The organism is Arthrobacter pascens (assembly GCF_017052465.1).
Taxonomy (GTDB): domain Bacteria; phylum Actinomycetota; class Actinomycetes; order Actinomycetales; family Micrococcaceae; genus Arthrobacter; species Arthrobacter pascens.
In genome coordinates this window covers 133,884-150,193 of sequence record NZ_JAFHKT010000148.1, presented here as the reverse complement: position 1 = coordinate 150,193, position 16,310 = coordinate 133,884, and the positions used below count along the sequence as shown (strand labels likewise).

Here is a 16,310-nt window from a genome sequence, read left to right as displayed (position 1 = left end):
TGGACAAGCTGCAGAGCACCGTCTGCGGCCTATGCGAAAGGCCCACAGTGACCGAACAGACTTCAAGCACAGAGACTCCGCGCCGCATCGTCGTCGCCGGCGGCGGCCCGGCGGCCCACCGTTTTGCGGACGCAATGCATGCCCGCGGCCTCGAAGGCTGGCATGTCACGGTCCTCACTGAGGAAGCCCACCTCCCCTACGACCGCGTGGCCCTCAGCAAGGCGCTCACCGACAGCGATGTGGACCTCACCCTCGGCAAGGCCTCCATGTGGGACCACGACGCCCTGGACCTGAAGACCGGCGAACGCGTCATCAAGATCAACCACGCTGGCAAGTCCGTAGAGACCGCCGCGGGTAACTCCTACGAATTCGACGAACTCGTGGTGGCCACCGGTTCGGACGCCGCCCGCCTGCCGATCCCCGGCGCGGAGCATGTGCACGTCTACCGCACCCTCGAGGACGTCTGGGCGATCAACAAGTCGATCGCAGAACTCACCGAGAAGCTCGGCCGCAAGATCAACGCCGTCACCATCGGTGGCGGCCTGCTGGGCCTGGAATCCGCGGCAGGCACCGAGCAGCTCGGCGCCACCCCGGTCGTCATCAACGGCGCCCCCTGGCTCATGAACACCCAGCTCGACGAAGGCGCCGGCCAGGCGCTGGGCCGCCTGATCGAAGCCAAGGGCTTTGAGGTCCACGGCGGCGTGTTCCCGTCTGAAATCCTTGCCGACGACGACGGCCAGGTCACCGGCGTGCTGATGGCCGACGGTCGCACCATCGCGGCCGACCTCGTTGTCGTGGCCATCGGCGTCAAGCCCCGCGATGAACTTTTCCGCGCAGCCGAAGGTGAGGACGCCCTCTTCGATCTCGGCCCCCGCGGCGGTGTGGTCATCAACGACGACTGCTCCACCCAGGTCCCCGGCATCTGGGCGATTGGTGAGGTCGCGAACTTCGGCGGCATGTGCCTGGGCCTCGTGGCCCCCGCCAACACCATGGCCGAAATCGTTGCCGACCGGCTGCACGGCGGCGAAGCCACCTTCCCGGGCTTCGACACGGCCACCAAGCTGAAGCTTTCCGGCGTGGACGTGGCCAGCTTCGGTGACGCCTTTGCCAGGACCGAGCACGCCCTCGAAATCGTGTACGCGGACCCTGCCCGCGGCGTGTACCAGAAGATCGTCACCACGGACGATGCGAAGACCCTCCTCGGCGGCATCTTCGTCGGCGACGCCACGCCGTACACGAGCCTCCGCCCGCTCCTGGGCCGTGAGCTTCCGGCCGAGCCCGGCGCGTACCTCTCGGCGGCCGGCGGCGGCGACGCCCCGGACACCGAACTGCCGGACGACGCCATCCTGTGTTCCTGCAACAACGTGTCCGCAGGAACCATCCGCGACACCGTCAACGGCTGCGGCGCCTGCGACGGCAACGCCCCCGTCCAGGAACTGGGCGAGCTGAAGGGCTGCACCCGCGCCGGTACCAGCTGCGGTTCCTGCGTGCCGATGCTCAAGAAACTGCTCGAAACCGAACTGACCAAGTCCGGCGTCGAGGTGTCCAAGGCGCTCTGCGAGCACATCGAGCTGTCCCGCCAGGAGCTGTTCGACGCAATCCGCGTCCTGGAGCTGACCTCCTTCGAGGAGATCATGGCCAAGTACGGCACCGGCGCAGGCTGCGACATCTGCAAGCCGACCATCGCCAACATCCTGGCCAGCCAGAACAGCGCCTACGTCCTCGACGCCGGCCGCGGCACCCTGCAGGACACCAACGACCGCGCGCTGGCCAACATGCAGAAGGACGGCACCTACTCGGTGGTCCCGCGCATCGCCGGCGGTGAGATCACCCCGAAGAAGCTCGGCGTCATCGCTGCGGTGGCCGAGAAGTACAACCTGTACACCAAGATCACGGGCGGCCAGCGCATCGACATGTTCGGCGCCCGGCTGGAGCAGCTTCCGGAAATCTGGAAGGAACTGGTGGATGCCGGCTTCGAGTCCGGGCAGGCCTACGGCAAGAGCCTGCGCACGGTGAAGTCGTGCGTCGGTTCCACCTGGTGCCGCTTCGGCGTCCAGGACTCCGTGGCCATGGCCATCCAGCTGGAGCTGCGCTACCGCGGCCTCCGCAGCCCGCACAAGCTCAAGATGGGCGTCTCCGGCTGTGCCCGCGAATGCGCCGAGGCCCGCGGCAAGGACGTCGGCGTGATCGCAACCGCGGACGGCTGGAACCTGTACGTCGGCGGCAACGGCGGTGCCACCCCGGCCCACGCCGAGCTGCTCGCGAAGGACCTCGACGACGAGACGCTGATCAAGTACATCGACCGCTACTTCATGTACTACATCCGCACCGCCGACCGCCTGCAGCGCACCGCTCGCTGGCAGGAGGAGCTCGACGGCGGCATCAAGCACGTCGAGGACGTCGTGGTGAACGACACCCTGGGCATCGCCGAGGAGCTCGAGGCAGCCATGGCCAAGCACGTAGACACCTACGTCGACGAGTGGGCAGACACCCTGAAGGACCCCGAGCGCCTGCGCCGGTTCCGCTCCTTCGTCAACGCCCCTGACCAGAAGGACGACTCCATCACCTTCGTCCCCGACGAGCGCGGCCAGATGCGACCGGCCACCGCCGAGGAAAAGGCCCTGGCCGCCCAGCAACCAGTGCTCATCGGGGCGTCCATCCCCATGAGGCCCCGCGACGAGAACGAGGTATAGGCATGCAGCTCAGCATTGATCTCACCGACCGCGAAGTCCTGGTCACAGGTTCGGACTCCGCTGCCCGCCAGGCGGTCCGCCGCTACGCGGCAGCCGGCGCCGTCGTCTACCGCCTCAGCACCCCGCAGGGTGCCGGGCACGACGGCCCCCTGCCCGAGCGCCCCTTCCTGGTTGCCGCCGTCAATGACGGCCAGCCCGGCTGGGAACCCCTGCTGGAGCGCTGCCGTGCCACCGGCATCCCCGTTTCCGCCGAGCCTGCCGCCGGACCGCTGGGCCACGTCACGCTGGTCGGCGGCGGTCCGGGCACCCCGGAGCTGCTGACCGTGGCGGCCGTCAACGCCCTGCGGGACGCCGACGTCGTGTTCTACGACCGGCTGGCCCCGTACCAGGAGCTGCCGTCCATGACCTCCGCCGAACTGGTGGACGTGGGCAAGAAGCCCGGCCACCACAAGGTGAGCCAGGGCGACATCGAAAAGCTCATGGTGGAAAGTGCCCTGGCCGGCAACAACGTGGTGCGCCTCAAGGGCGGTGACCCGTATGTCTTCGGCCGCGGCGGCGAGGAAGTCGCCTCCTGCGTCGCTGCCGGCGTCCCCGTCCGGGTGATCTCCGGCGTCACCAGCGCCATCTCGGTGCCGGCCGCTGCCGGCATCCCGGTGACGCACCGCGAAGTCAGCCACATGTTCACCGTAGTCTCCGGCCACGCGCCGCTGACGGAGAAGGAACTGACCCACCTGGCAGGCCTGGGCGGCACCATTGTGGTGCTGATGGGCATCGGGACGCTGCACCACCTGGCTGCGGGCCTGCGCCGTGCCGGGATGCGCGCCGACATGCCGATGGCCGTGGTTGAGCGCGGGTACCGTCCCGGCCAGCGCACCACGATCGCGGAACTGGGCACCATTGCGTCAGCCGCCGCGGGCTGCAGCAACCCCGCCGTCCTGGTGATCGGCGAGGTGGTGCGGGTGGCTGAGGCCAACCGCGGGCATGCCGAGGCCGCCGCCGACCTTGACCGCCTGGCGGCCTCCCTGCTGGAATCGTGAGAGTTATGACCGCACTGAATGCCATTGCCCCCGCATCGCCCGGCGCTGCACTGCCGGGCCGTGCTGGAACGGAACCCCAGGAGACCGCAGCCCCGGAAGCCACCGAGGCACCGCTCGAAGGTTTCCGGATCGGTGTGACCTCGCACCGCCGCTCCCGCGACCTGATAGAGGCCCTGGAGCGCCGGGGCGCTGAAGTATTGCACGCCCCCGCCCTCAAGATCGCCCCGGTGAACGAGGACATCAGCCTCATCGAGGACACCAAGGCCATCATCGCGGCCAAGCCGGACCTGTGCATCGCGACCACCGCCTACGGCATGCGCCGCTGGTGCGAGGCCGCGGACGCCTCCGGCATCGGCGAGGACCTGCTGGACACCCTGGCGGCCTGCCGGATGTTTGTCCGGGGTCCAAAAGCCCGCGGCGCGGTCCGCGCGGCCGGCCTTGCCGACGTCGGCATCAGCAGTGACGAAACCACCGCCACGCTGGTGGACATGCTGCTCGCCGAAGGCGTGCGCGGCAAAACCGTCGCCATCCAGCTGCACGGCTACACCGACGTCCGCCAGCTTGAGCGGCTGCGGATGTCCGGCGCCACGGTCCTCACCGTCACGCCCTACCGCTGGGTGAAGCCCGACGGCGCCGACCGCCTGCCGCGGCTGATCGAGGCTGCCTGCAGCGGCAACCTCGACGTGCTGACCTTCACCAGCGCACCGGCCGTGGACGCGATGTGGAGCACCGCGCATGAAATGGGACTGTACAAGCAGCTAGTGGAGAGCCTGAAGACCACCGTCACCACCGCCGTCGTGGGCCCCGTGACCGCCCAGCCACTGCTGGACGCCGGGATCACTCCCCTGGTTCCGGAGCGGTTCCGGATGGGTGCCCTGATCAGGCTCGTGTGCGAACACCTCGCTCTGAACCACGTCCGCCGGCTGGAAACCCGCTCCGGCGTGGTGGAACTGCGCGGCCGCTCGCTGCGGATCGACGGCGAGCCGGTGGAAGTTGCCCCCGCGCCGCTGCTGCTGCTGCGCGCGCTCCTCGGTGCCGGGGGCGCGGTGCTCTCCAGGGAGTCTCTGTCGGAACTCCTCGAGCTGCGCGGATCGGTGCACGCCCTGGACATGACGGTGAGCCGGCTGCGCTCATCCCTGCCGGACGGGCGTCTGGTGGAAACCGTGGTGAAGCGCGGCTACCGGATCCGCGTCTAGCGCCACAGCCCGTACTGCAACGGGAAAACCACGTCGCGGGGCCGCGCCTCGTCCATTCCGCCAGCTGAGTCCAGCAGCCGGGATGGGCGGGAGGCGGCCCCGCTTGTGTTTATTACCGGCGGGTAAACACTGGCGAACAGGCGGGGACAATTCCGCAACAGCAGGGAAATATGTGCGAAAAACCCGCCCACTACGCTGTGTCCTACCAGCACAAACAGGGCCCGAATCCGGCCCGCCTGCAGTATCTGAAAGGGCCCGCACATGTCCGCTCCGGCACAGTTTCCCTCCACCGCCCCCGCTCCCAGAATCGTCATCGCCGGTGCCGGGCCCGCCGCCCGGGCCCTCGTCAGCCAGCTCGCAAAAACCAAGTTTCCGGGAACCGTCACAGTGCTGAGCAGCCGGGACGCCGCACCGCAGGAGCTGCTCGAACTCGCCGCCCTGCCGTTTGTCTCCGTACGGTTCGGACAGCCCGCAAGCCATATCGACGCCGCAGCCCAGGTGGTCAGCACCGCGGACGGCATGGAGTTCAGCTACGACCAGCTGGTGATTGCCACCGGCTCGGCTCCCGTCCACTCCCCTGTTGAGGGCGCCGGCCGCTGCCTCAACTACTCCACGATCGATGACGCCGCCAGGATCGGCGACGCGGTCAAGGAGGTCACCCGGGTCCTGGGCCGGCGGCCGCTCGGGATCCTCGTCGGCACGGGAGCCGCCGCCGGGCAGGCCGAGGCGGTGCTCCGTGCCCGTGGCGTCCGGCCGGTCCGCACCACCGCCAGGCCTGCCGCCGTTGTCCCCACCCTGGCAGGCTCCGTACTGCCCGCCGCCGGGATTGTTTTCGATGACGGCAGCCGCATGAACGGAGACCTGGTGATCCTCGCCGAGGACCGCATCGCCCGGGACAGCCTCGGCGCCAGTGCCGGGGCGAAGACGGCTCCGGCCGGCGGGATCGTCGTCGGCCGGGACTACCGCACGTCTGTGCCCGGCATCTGGGCCATCGGCGATGCGGCGTCGTTCGACGGCGTGCGGCTCGGGCTGCTGGTGGCCTCAGGTTCCGCCGCGGGCGTCTGCGCGGCGGAGCTGATGTCCACGGTCCCGGAGGCCCGGCTGGCCGCTGCAGCGTAGCCCCTGCGGCCCCTGCGGGCTATGGCAAGATGGTCACTCAGGGAACCGCGACACCCGCGGATCCTGCGGCCCACAAGGCCCATGGAAAGGACCAGCATGAGCAACGAAGCCAGCCCGGGAGCGGGCACCGCAACGAGCCCCGAGAGGATCCCTTCCGGCGCTGAACCGTCCAACATCGCGTCCTACATTGACCACACACTGCTCAAGCCGGAAGCCAGCGAGGCGGAGATCCTGAAGGTCTGCGCCGAGGCTGCCGAGTACCGGTTCAAGTCCGTCTGCGTGAACCCTGTCTGGGTGAAGACCGTGAAGAACGCCCTCAAGCGCTCCGGCGTGCTGACGTGCTCCGTGGTCGGGTTCCCGCTGGGTGCCACGCCCAGCGACGTCAAGGCGTTCGAGGCGCGCGGCGCGGTGCTGGACGGGGCAGATGAGATCGACATGGTCATCAACATCGCCGACGCCCGCGCCTCGGACAAGGGTGCCCTCGTGGACGATATCAAGGCGGTGGCCGAGGCCGTCCACGGTGGCGAGGCGATTCTGAAGGTCATCATCGAAACCGCCCTGCTCAGCGACGACCAGAAGGTCCTGGCCTGCGAGGCTGCCGTGGAGGCCGGAGCGGACTTCGTCAAGACGTCCACCGGTTTCAATGGCGGCGGCGCCACGGTGGAGGACGTTGCCCTGATGCGCCGGACTGTCGGTCCCCGCCTCGGTGTCAAGGCCTCCGGCGGAGTGCGTTCCCTGGCAGACGCTCAGGCTATGATTGCTGCAGGTGCAACACGTATTGGTGCCAGCTCCGGAATTGCGATCGTCAAGGGCGAACAGGGTTCGTCCGCCTACTGATCCGCCGGCAGCCGCCACAGTTTGAGCCCCGCGGGGCCGAGGAGGAATGAATGTCCAGCAAGACCACCACGCAGGTACAGACACCCCAGAACGAGAACAGCCTGGTCACCAGCATTGTCCTCTTCGTGGTGATGATGGCCCTGTTTCTGGGATCCATCTACTCGCTGTCCTTCCTGACGCTGGGCAACCCCTGGCCGATGGCCGTGTGCCTGGGCCTGTTCGCCCTCGCGTTCTGGATCCCGCAGACCATCCTCGGCCGTTCGGATTCCGCCGGCGAGCACTGAGCCGCCCCGGCCACCAACGTTATGAAGCCCCGGATTTCTCCGGGGCTTCAGCCGTTTAAGGGCCCGTTCCCCTCAGGGAATCCCCGGCAGTCCGCTGGCCAGCCTGCCGACGAGCGCCGCCGCGGCCGGAACGTGCGTGCCGGCCAGGGACCAGGCGGCGAGGCACATGCCCACCATGGCGTAAGCGCTGACGGGTATGAGCACGAGCCATTCCCGGCGGGATCCGGCACGCCCCAGGAGCGGGATGGACAGTGCCCCGTTGGGCCGCCACACACTTTTCAGCAGGGGGAGCCGGCGCAGGAACTTCGGCGGCCTGATCACGAGCGGCCAGAGCAGCGGCACACCGCCGGTGGTCACCAGATCCCCCACGATGTGGACCACCACGCCGATCAGCATGGACACCGGAAGCCAGGTCCACTGGTCCGGAGCGAACCAGGTCACCAGCCCCGCCATGGTAAGGGCGAAGATCCAGGTGCTGATGAAGCCCGACTTGGGAAACAGCTTCAAGGCCTTCGCGGCAATGTTGATCATAAACATGCACAGCAGGCCGGCGCCCACCGAGAGCACTCCCCAGTGGGTCTGCAGCTGGATCTGGCCGGCCATGGCAGCGAGCACAACGAAGAACGCCGCGCCCAGCACCGAATGCGTCCCCTGCCGGTGCCCGCCGCTGGCGTTCTCAATCCCCCGCGCAATCGCATTGGACAGCGGCGGCAGCGAGTGCGCAATGGTGCTTGAGCGGTGGTCCCAGTCACAGACCAAGGCAGTGCCCGCCGTCGCCATTCCGCCGATCAGCACGCCGGTGGCGTCCAGCGGATACCAGCCCAGGGTGTACGGCCCCGTTGACGCAACGGCTACCCACGCCGCGGCTCCCGACGCGGCGTGGTGTCCTCCCATCATGCGGCTAACTCCCCGTCGGTGAGACAGACAAGGGCGCGTCGGAGAAGATGTTGCGGATCACGCCGTTGGCCCACTCCAGGATCTCGGTGTCCTGGAGGTCCCGGCCGCCGATCTTCGCCGTCTTCGGCTTCGGGATGAGCACGGCGTCCAGCGCCGGCTTGGACTGTGCGCCGGGGTACATGCGGTTCAGGCGCATGGATTTCGACTCGGGAAGCTGCGCAGGAGAGAACTTGATGAAGTTTCCCTGCAGGGCGACGTCGGACAGTCCGGCCTCCCGGGCGCCTACACGGAAGCGTGCCACCGCCACGAGGTTCTGCGCGGGCAGCGGCGGCTCGCCGTAGCGGTCCACGAGCTCCGCATGGACCTCGTCGATCGCCTCGTTCGTGACGGCCGCGGCCAGCTTCCGGTAGGCCTCCAGCCTGAGGCGTTCGCCCGGCACGTAGTCGTGCGGCAGGTGGGCGTTGACGGGAAGCTCGATCTTCATCTCGGCGGCCTTTTCCTCGGCCTCGCCGCGGTAGTCCGCCACGGCCTCGCCCACGAGCCGGATGTACAGGTCGAAACCGACGCCCTGGATGTGCCCCGACTGCTCGCCGCCGAGCAGGTTGCCCGCGCCGCGAATCTCAAGGTCCTTCATGGCCAGCTGCATGCCGGCACCGAGCTCGTTGTGCGTGGCCACTGCCTTGAGCCGCTCCAGCGCCACTTCTCCCAGCGGCTTCTCGGAGGGGTAGAGGAAGTAGGCATAGGCGCGCTCGCGTCCGCGGCCCACGCGTCCGCGCAGCTGGTGCAGCTGTGAAAGCCCGTACTTGTCCGCGCCATCCACGATCAGGGTGTTGGCGTTGGAGATGTCCAGGCCTGTCTCGATGATGGTGGTGCAGACGAGGACGTCGAAGCGCTTCTCCCAGAAGTCCACGATGATCTGCTCCAGGCGGCTCTCGGACATCTGGCCATGTGCCACCTCCACCCTGGCCTCCGGAACGAGCTCTCGGATCTTGGCGGCCGTGCGTTCGATGGTGGAGACGCGGTTGTGCACCAGGAACACCTGGCCTTCGCGCATGAGTTCGCGGCGGATCGCGGCGGAGGTCTGCTTGTCCGTGTACGGGCCCACATAGGTCAGGACCGGGTGGCGTTCCTCCGGCGGCGTTGCCAGCGTGGAGGTTTCCCGGATGCCCGTCAGGGACATTTCCAGCGTCCGCGGAATGGGCGTGGCACTCATGGCCAGGACGTCCACATTGGTGCGCATCTTCTTGAGCGCTTCCTTGTGTTCCACACCGAAGCGCTGTTCCTCGTCCACGATCACGAGGCCCAGGTCCTTGAAGCCAAAGTCCTTGGAGAGGAGCCGGTGCGTGCCGATGACGACGTCCACGGTGCCGTTCTTCACGCCTTCCGCCGTTTCCTTGGCCTCCTTGGAGCCCTGGAAGCGGGACAGCGGCTTCACATTCAGCGGGAAGCCGGAGAACCGCTCGGTAAACGTCTCATAGTGCTGCTGGGCCAGCAGCGTGGTGGGGACGAGCACCGCCACCTGTTTGCCGTCCTGCACGGCCTTGAAGGCGGCGCGCACGGCAATCTCGGTTTTGCCGTAGCCGACGTCTCCGGAGACCAGCCGGTCCATGGGGATTTCCCGCTCCATGTCCGCTTTGACCTCGTTGATGGTGGTCAGCTGGTCCGGCGTCTCCACGTACGGGAAGGCTTCCTCCAGCTCGCGCTGCCACGGGGTGTCAGGACCGAAGGCATGCCCGCGGGAGGCCATTCTCGCGGAGTACAGCCGAATGAGTTCCCCGGCGATCTCCTTGACGGCCCGGCGCGCCTTGGACTTGGTGCTGGCCCAGTCAGCGCCACCCATCTTGCTGAGCACGGGCGCGTCGCCGCCAACGTACCGCGTTACCTGGTCCAGCTGGTCCGTGGGAACGAACAGCCTGTCCCCCGGGGCCCCGCGCTTGGACGGCGCGTACTCCAGCACCAGGTACTCGCGGACACCCTCCCCGCCGCCCGCCACCTTGCGCTGGATCAGCTCCACGAACCTGCCGATGCCGTGCTGTTCGTGCACCACGTGGTCGCCGGCCAGCAGCTGCAGGGGATCCACGGCGTTCCGCCGCTTGGACGGCATGCGGCGCATGTCCTTGGTGGAACCCGCCGAGGTGCGTCCCAGCAGATCGGCCTCGGTCAGCAGGCCCAGCTTGAGTCCGTCCAGGACAAAACCGCGTCCGACGGCGGCAGTGGTCACCTCGATGATGCCCGCCTGGGGCTCGTGGTCCAGGGAGTCGACGCGGGCACACGGGATGTCGGCGTCATGGAACAGCTCGGCCAGCCGCTGGGCAGGGCCGGGTCCCTCCGTGGCCACCACGATGCGCCACTGGTCGCGCACATGGGATCCGATGAAGTCCATCATCTCGGCGACGTCGCCCTGGTAGCCCCGGGGTTCCCGGGCGTGCAGGTTGAGCACGTTGATGTCCGGCGTCAGCTCCTCGTCGGTGGCCAGCGACGTAATGGACCACCAGGACACCTCATGGCCCAACGCTGCGGAACGGGTCTCCGTCAGCGAACGGAAGCTGGCGGAGTGCAGGGCCGCAGAGGCCTGTGCACTCAAATCCAGGGGTGCAGTGCCACCGTCGGACGCGGTGGACCACGCTGCTTCCAGGAACTCCTCGTTCGTGGCGGCGAGGTCGTGCGCTCGGGTCCGGACCTTCTCCGGCTCGATCACCACGGCGATGGAACCCGCAGGGAGCTGCTCCATGAACGGAACCATCGCGTCCACGAGCACCGGCGCCAGTGATTCCATGCCCTCTACGGCAATGCCGCCGGCGATCTTTTCCAGCATGTCCGCGGCCGCAGGCAGCTGGGACTTGAGTGTGGCGGCCCGGGACATCACCGACGGCGTGATGAGGATTTCGCGGCACGGCGGGGCATGGAGTTCGGTGGGGTGGTGCAGGCCGGGAGAGGTCAGCGAGCGCTGGTCGGCGACGGCGAACCACCGCATCTGGTCCACCTCGTCGCCGAAGAACTCCACCCGGATGGGGTGGTCTTCGGTGGGCGGGAAGACGTCCAGCATGCCGCCGCGGACGGCGAACTCGCCGCGGCGGGTCACCATGTCCACGCGGGCATAGGCGGCGTCAGCCAGGCTGCGGATCACGTCCGTGAACGGGGCGTCCTGGCCGACCTTCAGGGTGACCGGAACCAGGTCGCCCAGGCCGGCAACGATCGGCTGGACCACGGCGCGAACGGGAGCCACGACCACCCGCAGGGATCCCGCCGTCGTGCTTTCCGGGTGCGCCAGCCGGCGCAGCACGGAAAGCCGCCGCCCCACGGTGTCCGAGCGCGGCGACAGCCGCTCATGGGGCAGCGTCTCCCAGCTGGGGAATTCCGCCACGGAGTCGGCGGGGAGGTAGGCGCGCAGCGCCGCTGAGAGATCCTCTGCCTCACGTCCGGTCGCCGTGACGGCCAGCACGACGCCGGGACGGGCGCCGTCGGCGTTCTCCAGCCCCTCCGCCATCTCGGCCAGCAGCACCGCCCGCAGGCCGGCGGGCGCGCTGACCTGGTAGTCCTCGCTGCGGACGCTGAAGTTCCGGGACGCCTCCGCCTGGACGCGGGCGAACGTCTTGTCTGCGGCAAGGACGCGTCGCAGGCCGCTGAGGGGCTGGCCTTTGCTTGGCTGGCCGGTGGGGCTCATGGCAGGATCTCCTGGAGTATTCACTTCGAACGCAGGCAACACGAAAACCCGAAATTCGCCAGAATGCCGGGTCATCCCAGCCTACCCCCGCCGGCGACCCGGCGGCATCCGGCCGCCGGGTCCCGTTGCTAAGCTTGCTTAGCAGGTGATGCCGGGTCCGGCACTGCCGCCATCCCAAGGAGGCTCGAGTGAGCGACCAGACCGGAACTGACACCGGCAAGGCCACCAGCATGGCCAACGGCAGCGGCCGGACGGTGCTGGTCACCGGCGCCACTGGCTACATCGGCGGCAGGCTGGTCCCGCGGCTGCTCGACGCCGGGCACCGCGTCAAAGTCCTGGTCCGCTCCCCCGACAAGATCGCCGGCGTTCCGTGGTTCAACGACGTCGAAGTCGTGCGTTCCAGCCTCGACGATGCTGCCGCCGTGGAGGACGCACTCAGGGGCGTCGATGTCCTGTACTACCTGGTCCACTCCATGGCCGCCGGATCAGGCTTCGAAGCCAAGGAAAAGTCCATGGCGGAACTCGTGGCCACCGCTGCGGCAGCCGCCCATGTGCGGCGGATCGTCTACCTGGGCGGCCTGCACCCCCGCGGCACCGGGCTGTCCACGCACATGCGCTCCCGCGAGGCCGTGGGGGAAGTCTTCCTTTCCTGCCCTGTCGACGCCATCGTGTTCCAGGCCGGAGTGGTGATCGGCTCCGGCTCGGCGTCCTTCGAAATGATCCGGCACCTTTCGGAAACGCTGCCCGTCATGCCGGCGCCCAGCTGGGTGCGGAACCGCATCGAAGCGATCGCCGTCAGGGACGTGCTGCACTACCTGGTGGGCGCCGCATCCCTCGAAGCGCAGCTCAACCGCACCTTCGACATCGGCTCCCGGGACGTCCTGAGCTACGCCGGCATGATGAAGGAATATGCAGCCGAGGCCGGCTTGCCGCGGCGGCTGGTGCTTGCACTCCCCATCCCGGCTCCCCGGTTGGCTGGCCTCTGGGTGGCGCTCGTAACCCCCATTCCGCTGTCCATGTCCGTCCCGCTGGTGCAGTCGCTGCAGCACGACGCCGTCTCCGCCGAACACGACATCGACAACTACATCGGACAGCCCGACGGCGGCCTTACGGGCTACCGCACCGCCGTGGCCCTCGCGCTGGGCAAGGAACGCGACGGACAGGTCGAGACAACGTGGGCCAACGCCGGCGCAGACGCCGATCCGCTGCCGAGCGACCCCGAGTGGGCCGGACACAAGGTGTACGTGGATGAGCGGAGCTTCCACGGCGACGTGGACCCGGCGAATGTGTGGACCGTCATTGAGGGCATCGGCGGCCGCAACGGCTGGTATTCGCTGCCGCTGGCGTGGAGCGTGCGCGGCTGGCTGGACAAGCTCTCCGGCGGAGCGGGCCTGCTCCGGGGCCGACGGCACCCGCACCACCTCGTCGCCGGCGAGGTGGTGGACTGGTGGCGCGTGGAGCGGATCGAGCGGGGAAAACTGCTCCGGCTGCGGGCGGAAATGCGCGCACCGGGGCGCGCCTGGCTGGAGCTCTCCGTGGAGCCTGACGGGAACGGAAGCCGTTACCGGCAACGGGCCATTTTCTTTCCCAAGGGACTCAGCGGCCGGCTCTACTGGCTGGCAGTGCTGCCGTTCCACGGCCTGATCTTTCCGGCCATGTCGCGCAACATCACCGCGGCGGCACGGAAGATTTCCAGTGCGGAACAGTCCGGTGACAGTGGGCCCGGTGCCAGGGAGGCGCGGGCAACCCCGTAGGATGTGTGGAGCAAAAAGCGTTCTGACCCCACAACAATGGAGGATCCATGGCACTGAGTGCTTCCACTACCCTGCCCCACGCCGTCGACAACGTTACGGCGGTCTTTACGAACGAAGACTTCCAGCGCCACACCAGCGAATACGTTGGGGGCAGCCTCGAGTCCTTCACGGTGGCCGGAGACGTTGCCGGAGCCTTCAGCACCACTTCCGTGCGCACGCTTCCGACCACCCGGCTGCCGGAGATCGCCCGGAAGTTCGTGGGCGACACCCTTAAGGTGACGCAGGTGGAGAACTGGGACGCTCCCGCCGCCGACGGTTCGCGGCAGAGCACCATCTCCCTCAAGATCGCGGGAGCCCCGATCGATGTCTCGGCTGTCCAGCGGCTGGTGGCAGACGGCGGCAGCACCCGGGTTGAGCTCGAAGGCAACGTCTCCTCCTCCGTGCCGTTCCTGGGTGGAAAGATTGCCGAGGCCGCAGAGCCGATGGTGGGCAAGGCCCTGAACATCCAGTCCCAGCAGGCGCAGGCCTGGCTCGAAAGCCACTAGGCAGTGGAAATCCCCGCGCTCCTGGCCTGGGTCCTGGTCATTTCGGGGTTCTGGTCGCTCGCGGTGTGGCCGCAGTTCCTGCGCCGGGTGACGAGGGACCCAAGGGCGCGTGACGATGCCGGCAAGGCCACCAAGTTCCTCACCGTGCACATCGTGCTGGTGGCGGTGTCCATGGTTCTGGGCGCTGCCACGGCAGGAATCGGGATCGCCGCGCTGATCGGCTAGGCGTGCCAAGGCGGGGGCGCTCCGGCCTGATTATGGTCGGGGCGCCCCTGCCTGGTTCTGGGCTCCTGGATCTAGGCAGCCTGGTTCTAGGCGGCCTGATTCTAGGCGGCCTGGTTGAGCGCGTCCTCCGCGGCGACCCAGGAGATCATGGCGCACTTCACCCTCGCCGCGTAGCGGGCCACCCCTTCGAAGGCGGCGGCATCGCCCAACACCTCGGGGTCTGCGTGGACCTTGCCGCGCGAACGGAGAACCTCCCGAAAACTCTCGATGACCGAGCGCAGCTCCTCCACCGACATGCCCTCGGCCATCTCACTCAGCACTGACGCGGAGGCCATGGAGATGGAGCAGCCTGCACCGTCCCACGCCAGCTGCGCTACAGTGCCGTGGTTTACGGCAACCCGCAGGGTGACCTCGTCGCCGCAGACGGGGTTCAGCTGGTGCGACTGGCCGGTGGACGCGCCCTCCGGCGCCGGCGTTTCCGCCAGGCCGCTGCCATGCCGGGCTTTGGAGTGGTCCAGGATGATCTGCTGGTAAAGCTGGTCGAGGCTCATGCTGCGGTACCTGTCTTCAGGGTTCCGCGCTAGGCGCGGAAGTAGGCGCGGACTCCGGAGACTGCATCCAGGAATTCGTCGACGTCGTCGGTGGTGTTGTACAAGTAGGCGCTGGCCCGTGTGGTTGCCGTCAGGCCAAGGCGCCGGTGCAGCGGCTGGGCGCAGTGGTGGCCGACGCGGACGGCGATTCCGCGTGCGTCCAGGAACTGGCCGACGTCGTGCGCGTGAACACCGGCGACGTCGAATGCTGCCAGGCCGATTCGGTCCTGGCCGGCTGCCGGTCCCAGGACTCTGATCCCGTCAATGGCTTCGAGGCCGGCCACCATGCGCTGGCCGAGTTCTGACTCCCAGCGGTGCACGCGGTCGAGGCCGGTCTCGGTCAGGTAGTTGACGGCGGCGGCGAGCGCCACGGCCTGGGAGATCTTCTGGGTCCCGGCCTCGAATCTCTGCGGTGCGGCCAGATATTCGGCCCGCTCCATGGTGACGGTGGTGATCATGGAGCCGCCGGTCTGGTACGGCGGCAGCACGTCCAGGAGCTCCTGCTTGCCGTACAGCACGCCGATGCCCGTGGGCCCCAGCATCTTGTGGCCCGAGAACACGGCAAAGTCGACGTCGAGCTGCTTGACGTTAAGGGACAGGTGCGGCGCCGACTGGCACGCATCCAGCACCACCAGCGCACCGGCCCGCCGGGCAATGGCCACGAGCTCCGCCACGGGGTTGATGGTGCCGAGCACGTTGGAGGCGTGTGTGAACGCAAGAAGCCGGGTGCGCTCGCCCACGATTTCGGCTGCCTGGTCCAGATGAAGTTTCCCGGAGTCGTCGACGGGAATGTATCGCAGCACGGCGCCGGTCCGGTAGGCCAGTTCCTGCCAGGGAATCAGGTTGGCGTGGTGCTCCATTTCGGTGACCACGATTTCGTCCCCGGGGCCGAGCCCGAGCTCCCGCAGGCGGGCATCACCGCGGCCCTGCGCGGCCCACAGGCCCGCGTTGGACAGCGCGTAGCTGATCAGGTTCAGGCCTTCGGTGGCATTGGATGTCCAGACGATCTCCGCGTAGTCTGCGCCAACGAAATCGGCCACTGTCTGCCGTGCGTCCTCGAAGACCTCAGTGGCTTCTACGGCCAGGTGGTGGGCGCCGCGGTGTACGGCGGCGTTCCGCTGCTCGTAGAATTCCTGCTCTGCCTCGATCACGCTCAGCGGATTCTGCGACGTGGCACCGGAGTCCAGATAGACGAGGGGCCGGCCGTTGACCAGCTGATCCAGAACGGGAAAATCGTTCCGGATCCGGAGGACCTCGGCATTATCCATCGCCGGAAGCGCGCGCTCCAGCGTGGTTGGCGTTGTTACTACGGCCAATGGGGACTCCTTGGGATGCCTTGAGGTACCCCTCAATTGTCCCACAGCGCCGAATTCCCGACACCGCGGTATTGCGCACACCGCCGCGGGGTGCCCCGGGCAGTGTGGCCATGAGGCGGTGTCGCCCGTGACGCTGTGTTGCCCATGACGCTG

At 68.1% G+C, this 16,310-nt stretch carries 13 protein-coding genes; 9 read left to right on the top strand and 4 right to left on the bottom strand.

Annotation, left to right across the window (positions count from 1 at the left end; translation table 11 throughout):
* Nucleotides 1-47 precede the first annotated feature (47 nt).
* The 6 genes from nirB (at nucleotide 48) to JYA52_RS16825 (ending at nucleotide 7,166) form a co-directional block, all read left to right on the top strand.
* Entirely contained in the window at nucleotides 48-2,693 is a 2,646-nt protein-coding gene (gene nirB / locus JYA52_RS16850) for a nitrite reductase large subunit NirB (RefSeq protein WP_205654328.1), read from the top strand.
* 2 nt (nucleotides 2,694-2,695) lie between these two features.
* Nucleotides 2,696-3,730 (top strand): uroporphyrinogen-III C-methyltransferase, encoded by a 1,035-nt coding sequence (cobA, locus tag JYA52_RS16845; RefSeq protein ID WP_205654326.1) that lies wholly within the window; start codon nucleotides 2,696-2,698, stop codon nucleotides 3,728-3,730.
* Nucleotides 3,731-3,744: 14 nt separating this feature from the next.
* Nucleotides 3,745-4,926, top strand: coding sequence for a uroporphyrinogen-III synthase (locus tag JYA52_RS16840; protein ID WP_372433912.1), 1,182 nt, complete (start codon nucleotides 3,745-3,747; stop codon nucleotides 4,924-4,926).
* Between the two features lie 261 nt (nucleotides 4,927-5,187).
* Entirely contained in the window at nucleotides 5,188-6,045 is an 858-nt protein-coding gene (locus JYA52_RS16835; RefSeq protein ID WP_205654324.1) for an FAD-dependent oxidoreductase, read from the top strand.
* Nucleotides 6,046-6,141: 96 nt separating this feature from the next.
* Nucleotides 6,142-6,882: a deoxyribose-phosphate aldolase gene (deoC, locus tag JYA52_RS16830; RefSeq protein WP_205654322.1), complete on the top strand. Its 741-nt coding sequence runs from the start codon at nucleotides 6,142-6,144 to the stop codon at nucleotides 6,880-6,882.
* Between the two features lie 50 nt (nucleotides 6,883-6,932).
* Nucleotides 6,933-7,166 carry a hypothetical protein gene (locus JYA52_RS16825; protein ID WP_205654321.1) on the top strand — a complete coding sequence of 78 codons (234 nt, stop codon included), beginning with the start codon at nucleotides 6,933-6,935 and terminating at the stop codon, nucleotides 7,164-7,166.
* A gap of 72 nt (nucleotides 7,167-7,238) precedes the next feature.
* Here JYA52_RS16825 and JYA52_RS16820 read toward each other — a convergent pair whose 3' ends face one another.
* Nucleotides 7,239-8,063: a metal-dependent hydrolase gene (locus JYA52_RS16820; RefSeq protein ID WP_205654319.1), complete on the bottom strand. Its 825-nt coding sequence runs from the start codon at nucleotides 8,061-8,063 to the stop codon at nucleotides 7,239-7,241.
* Between the two features lie 4 nt (nucleotides 8,064-8,067).
* Complete coding sequence (gene mfd / locus JYA52_RS16815) at nucleotides 8,068-11,727, bottom strand: transcription-repair coupling factor (protein WP_205654318.1); 3,660 nt, start codon at nucleotides 11,725-11,727, stop codon at nucleotides 8,068-8,070.
* A gap of 230 nt (nucleotides 11,728-11,957) precedes the next feature.
* Between mfd and JYA52_RS16810 the strand changes: the two genes are divergently transcribed.
* From JYA52_RS16810 to JYA52_RS16800, 3 genes are read left to right on the top strand one after another with little or no spacing between them, the layout of a single operon-like run.
* A complete protein-coding gene (locus JYA52_RS16810) occupies nucleotides 11,958-13,481 on the top strand; it encodes an SDR family oxidoreductase (RefSeq protein WP_205654537.1) in 1,524 nt (507 codons plus the stop codon).
* A 47-nt stretch (nucleotides 13,482-13,528) separates the two neighbouring features.
* Nucleotides 13,529-14,026, top strand: a complete 498-nt coding sequence (locus JYA52_RS16805; protein WP_205654317.1) for a DUF2505 domain-containing protein — start codon at nucleotides 13,529-13,531, stop codon at nucleotides 14,024-14,026.
* Between the two features lie 3 nt (nucleotides 14,027-14,029).
* Entirely contained in the window at nucleotides 14,030-14,251 is a 222-nt protein-coding gene (locus JYA52_RS16800; protein ID WP_205654316.1) for an SCO4848 family membrane protein, read from the top strand.
* 101 nt (nucleotides 14,252-14,352) lie between these two features.
* Here the strand turns inward: JYA52_RS16800 and sufU are convergent, their stop codons facing one another.
* Together sufU and JYA52_RS16790 are read right to left on the bottom strand one after the other, a co-directional pair.
* A complete protein-coding gene (sufU, locus tag JYA52_RS16795; RefSeq protein WP_205654314.1) occupies nucleotides 14,353-14,802 on the bottom strand; it encodes a Fe-S cluster assembly sulfur transfer protein SufU in 450 nt (149 codons plus the stop codon).
* Between the two features lie 29 nt (nucleotides 14,803-14,831).
* A complete protein-coding gene (locus tag JYA52_RS16790; protein WP_205654312.1) occupies nucleotides 14,832-16,157 on the bottom strand; it encodes a SufS family cysteine desulfurase in 1,326 nt (441 codons plus the stop codon).
* Nucleotides 16,158-16,310 lie beyond the last annotated feature (153 nt).

Coding starts and splice junctions, on each gene's coding strand:
- mfd (WP_205654318.1), bottom strand. CDS start 11,727: ATGAGCCCCACCGGCCAGCCAAGCAAAGGCCAGCCCCTCAGCGGCCTG.
- JYA52_RS16835 (WP_205654324.1), top strand. CDS start 5,188: ATGTCCGCTCCGGCACAGTTTCCCTCCACCGCCCCCGCTCCCAGAATC.
- cobA (WP_205654326.1), top strand. CDS start 2,696: ATGCAGCTCAGCATTGATCTCACCGACCGCGAAGTCCTGGTCACAGGT.
- sufU (WP_205654314.1), bottom strand. CDS start 14,802: ATGAGCCTCGACCAGCTTTACCAGCAGATCATCCTGGACCACTCCAAA.
- JYA52_RS16810 (WP_205654537.1), top strand. CDS start 11,958: ATGGCCAACGGCAGCGGCCGGACGGTGCTGGTCACCGGCGCCACTGGC.
- JYA52_RS16820 (WP_205654319.1), bottom strand. CDS start 8,063: ATGATGGGAGGACACCACGCCGCGTCGGGAGCCGCGGCGTGGGTAGCC.
- deoC (WP_205654322.1), top strand. CDS start 6,142: ATGAGCAACGAAGCCAGCCCGGGAGCGGGCACCGCAACGAGCCCCGAG.
- JYA52_RS16805 (WP_205654317.1), top strand. CDS start 13,529: ATGGCACTGAGTGCTTCCACTACCCTGCCCCACGCCGTCGACAACGTT.
- JYA52_RS16825 (WP_205654321.1), top strand. CDS start 6,933: ATGTCCAGCAAGACCACCACGCAGGTACAGACACCCCAGAACGAGAAC.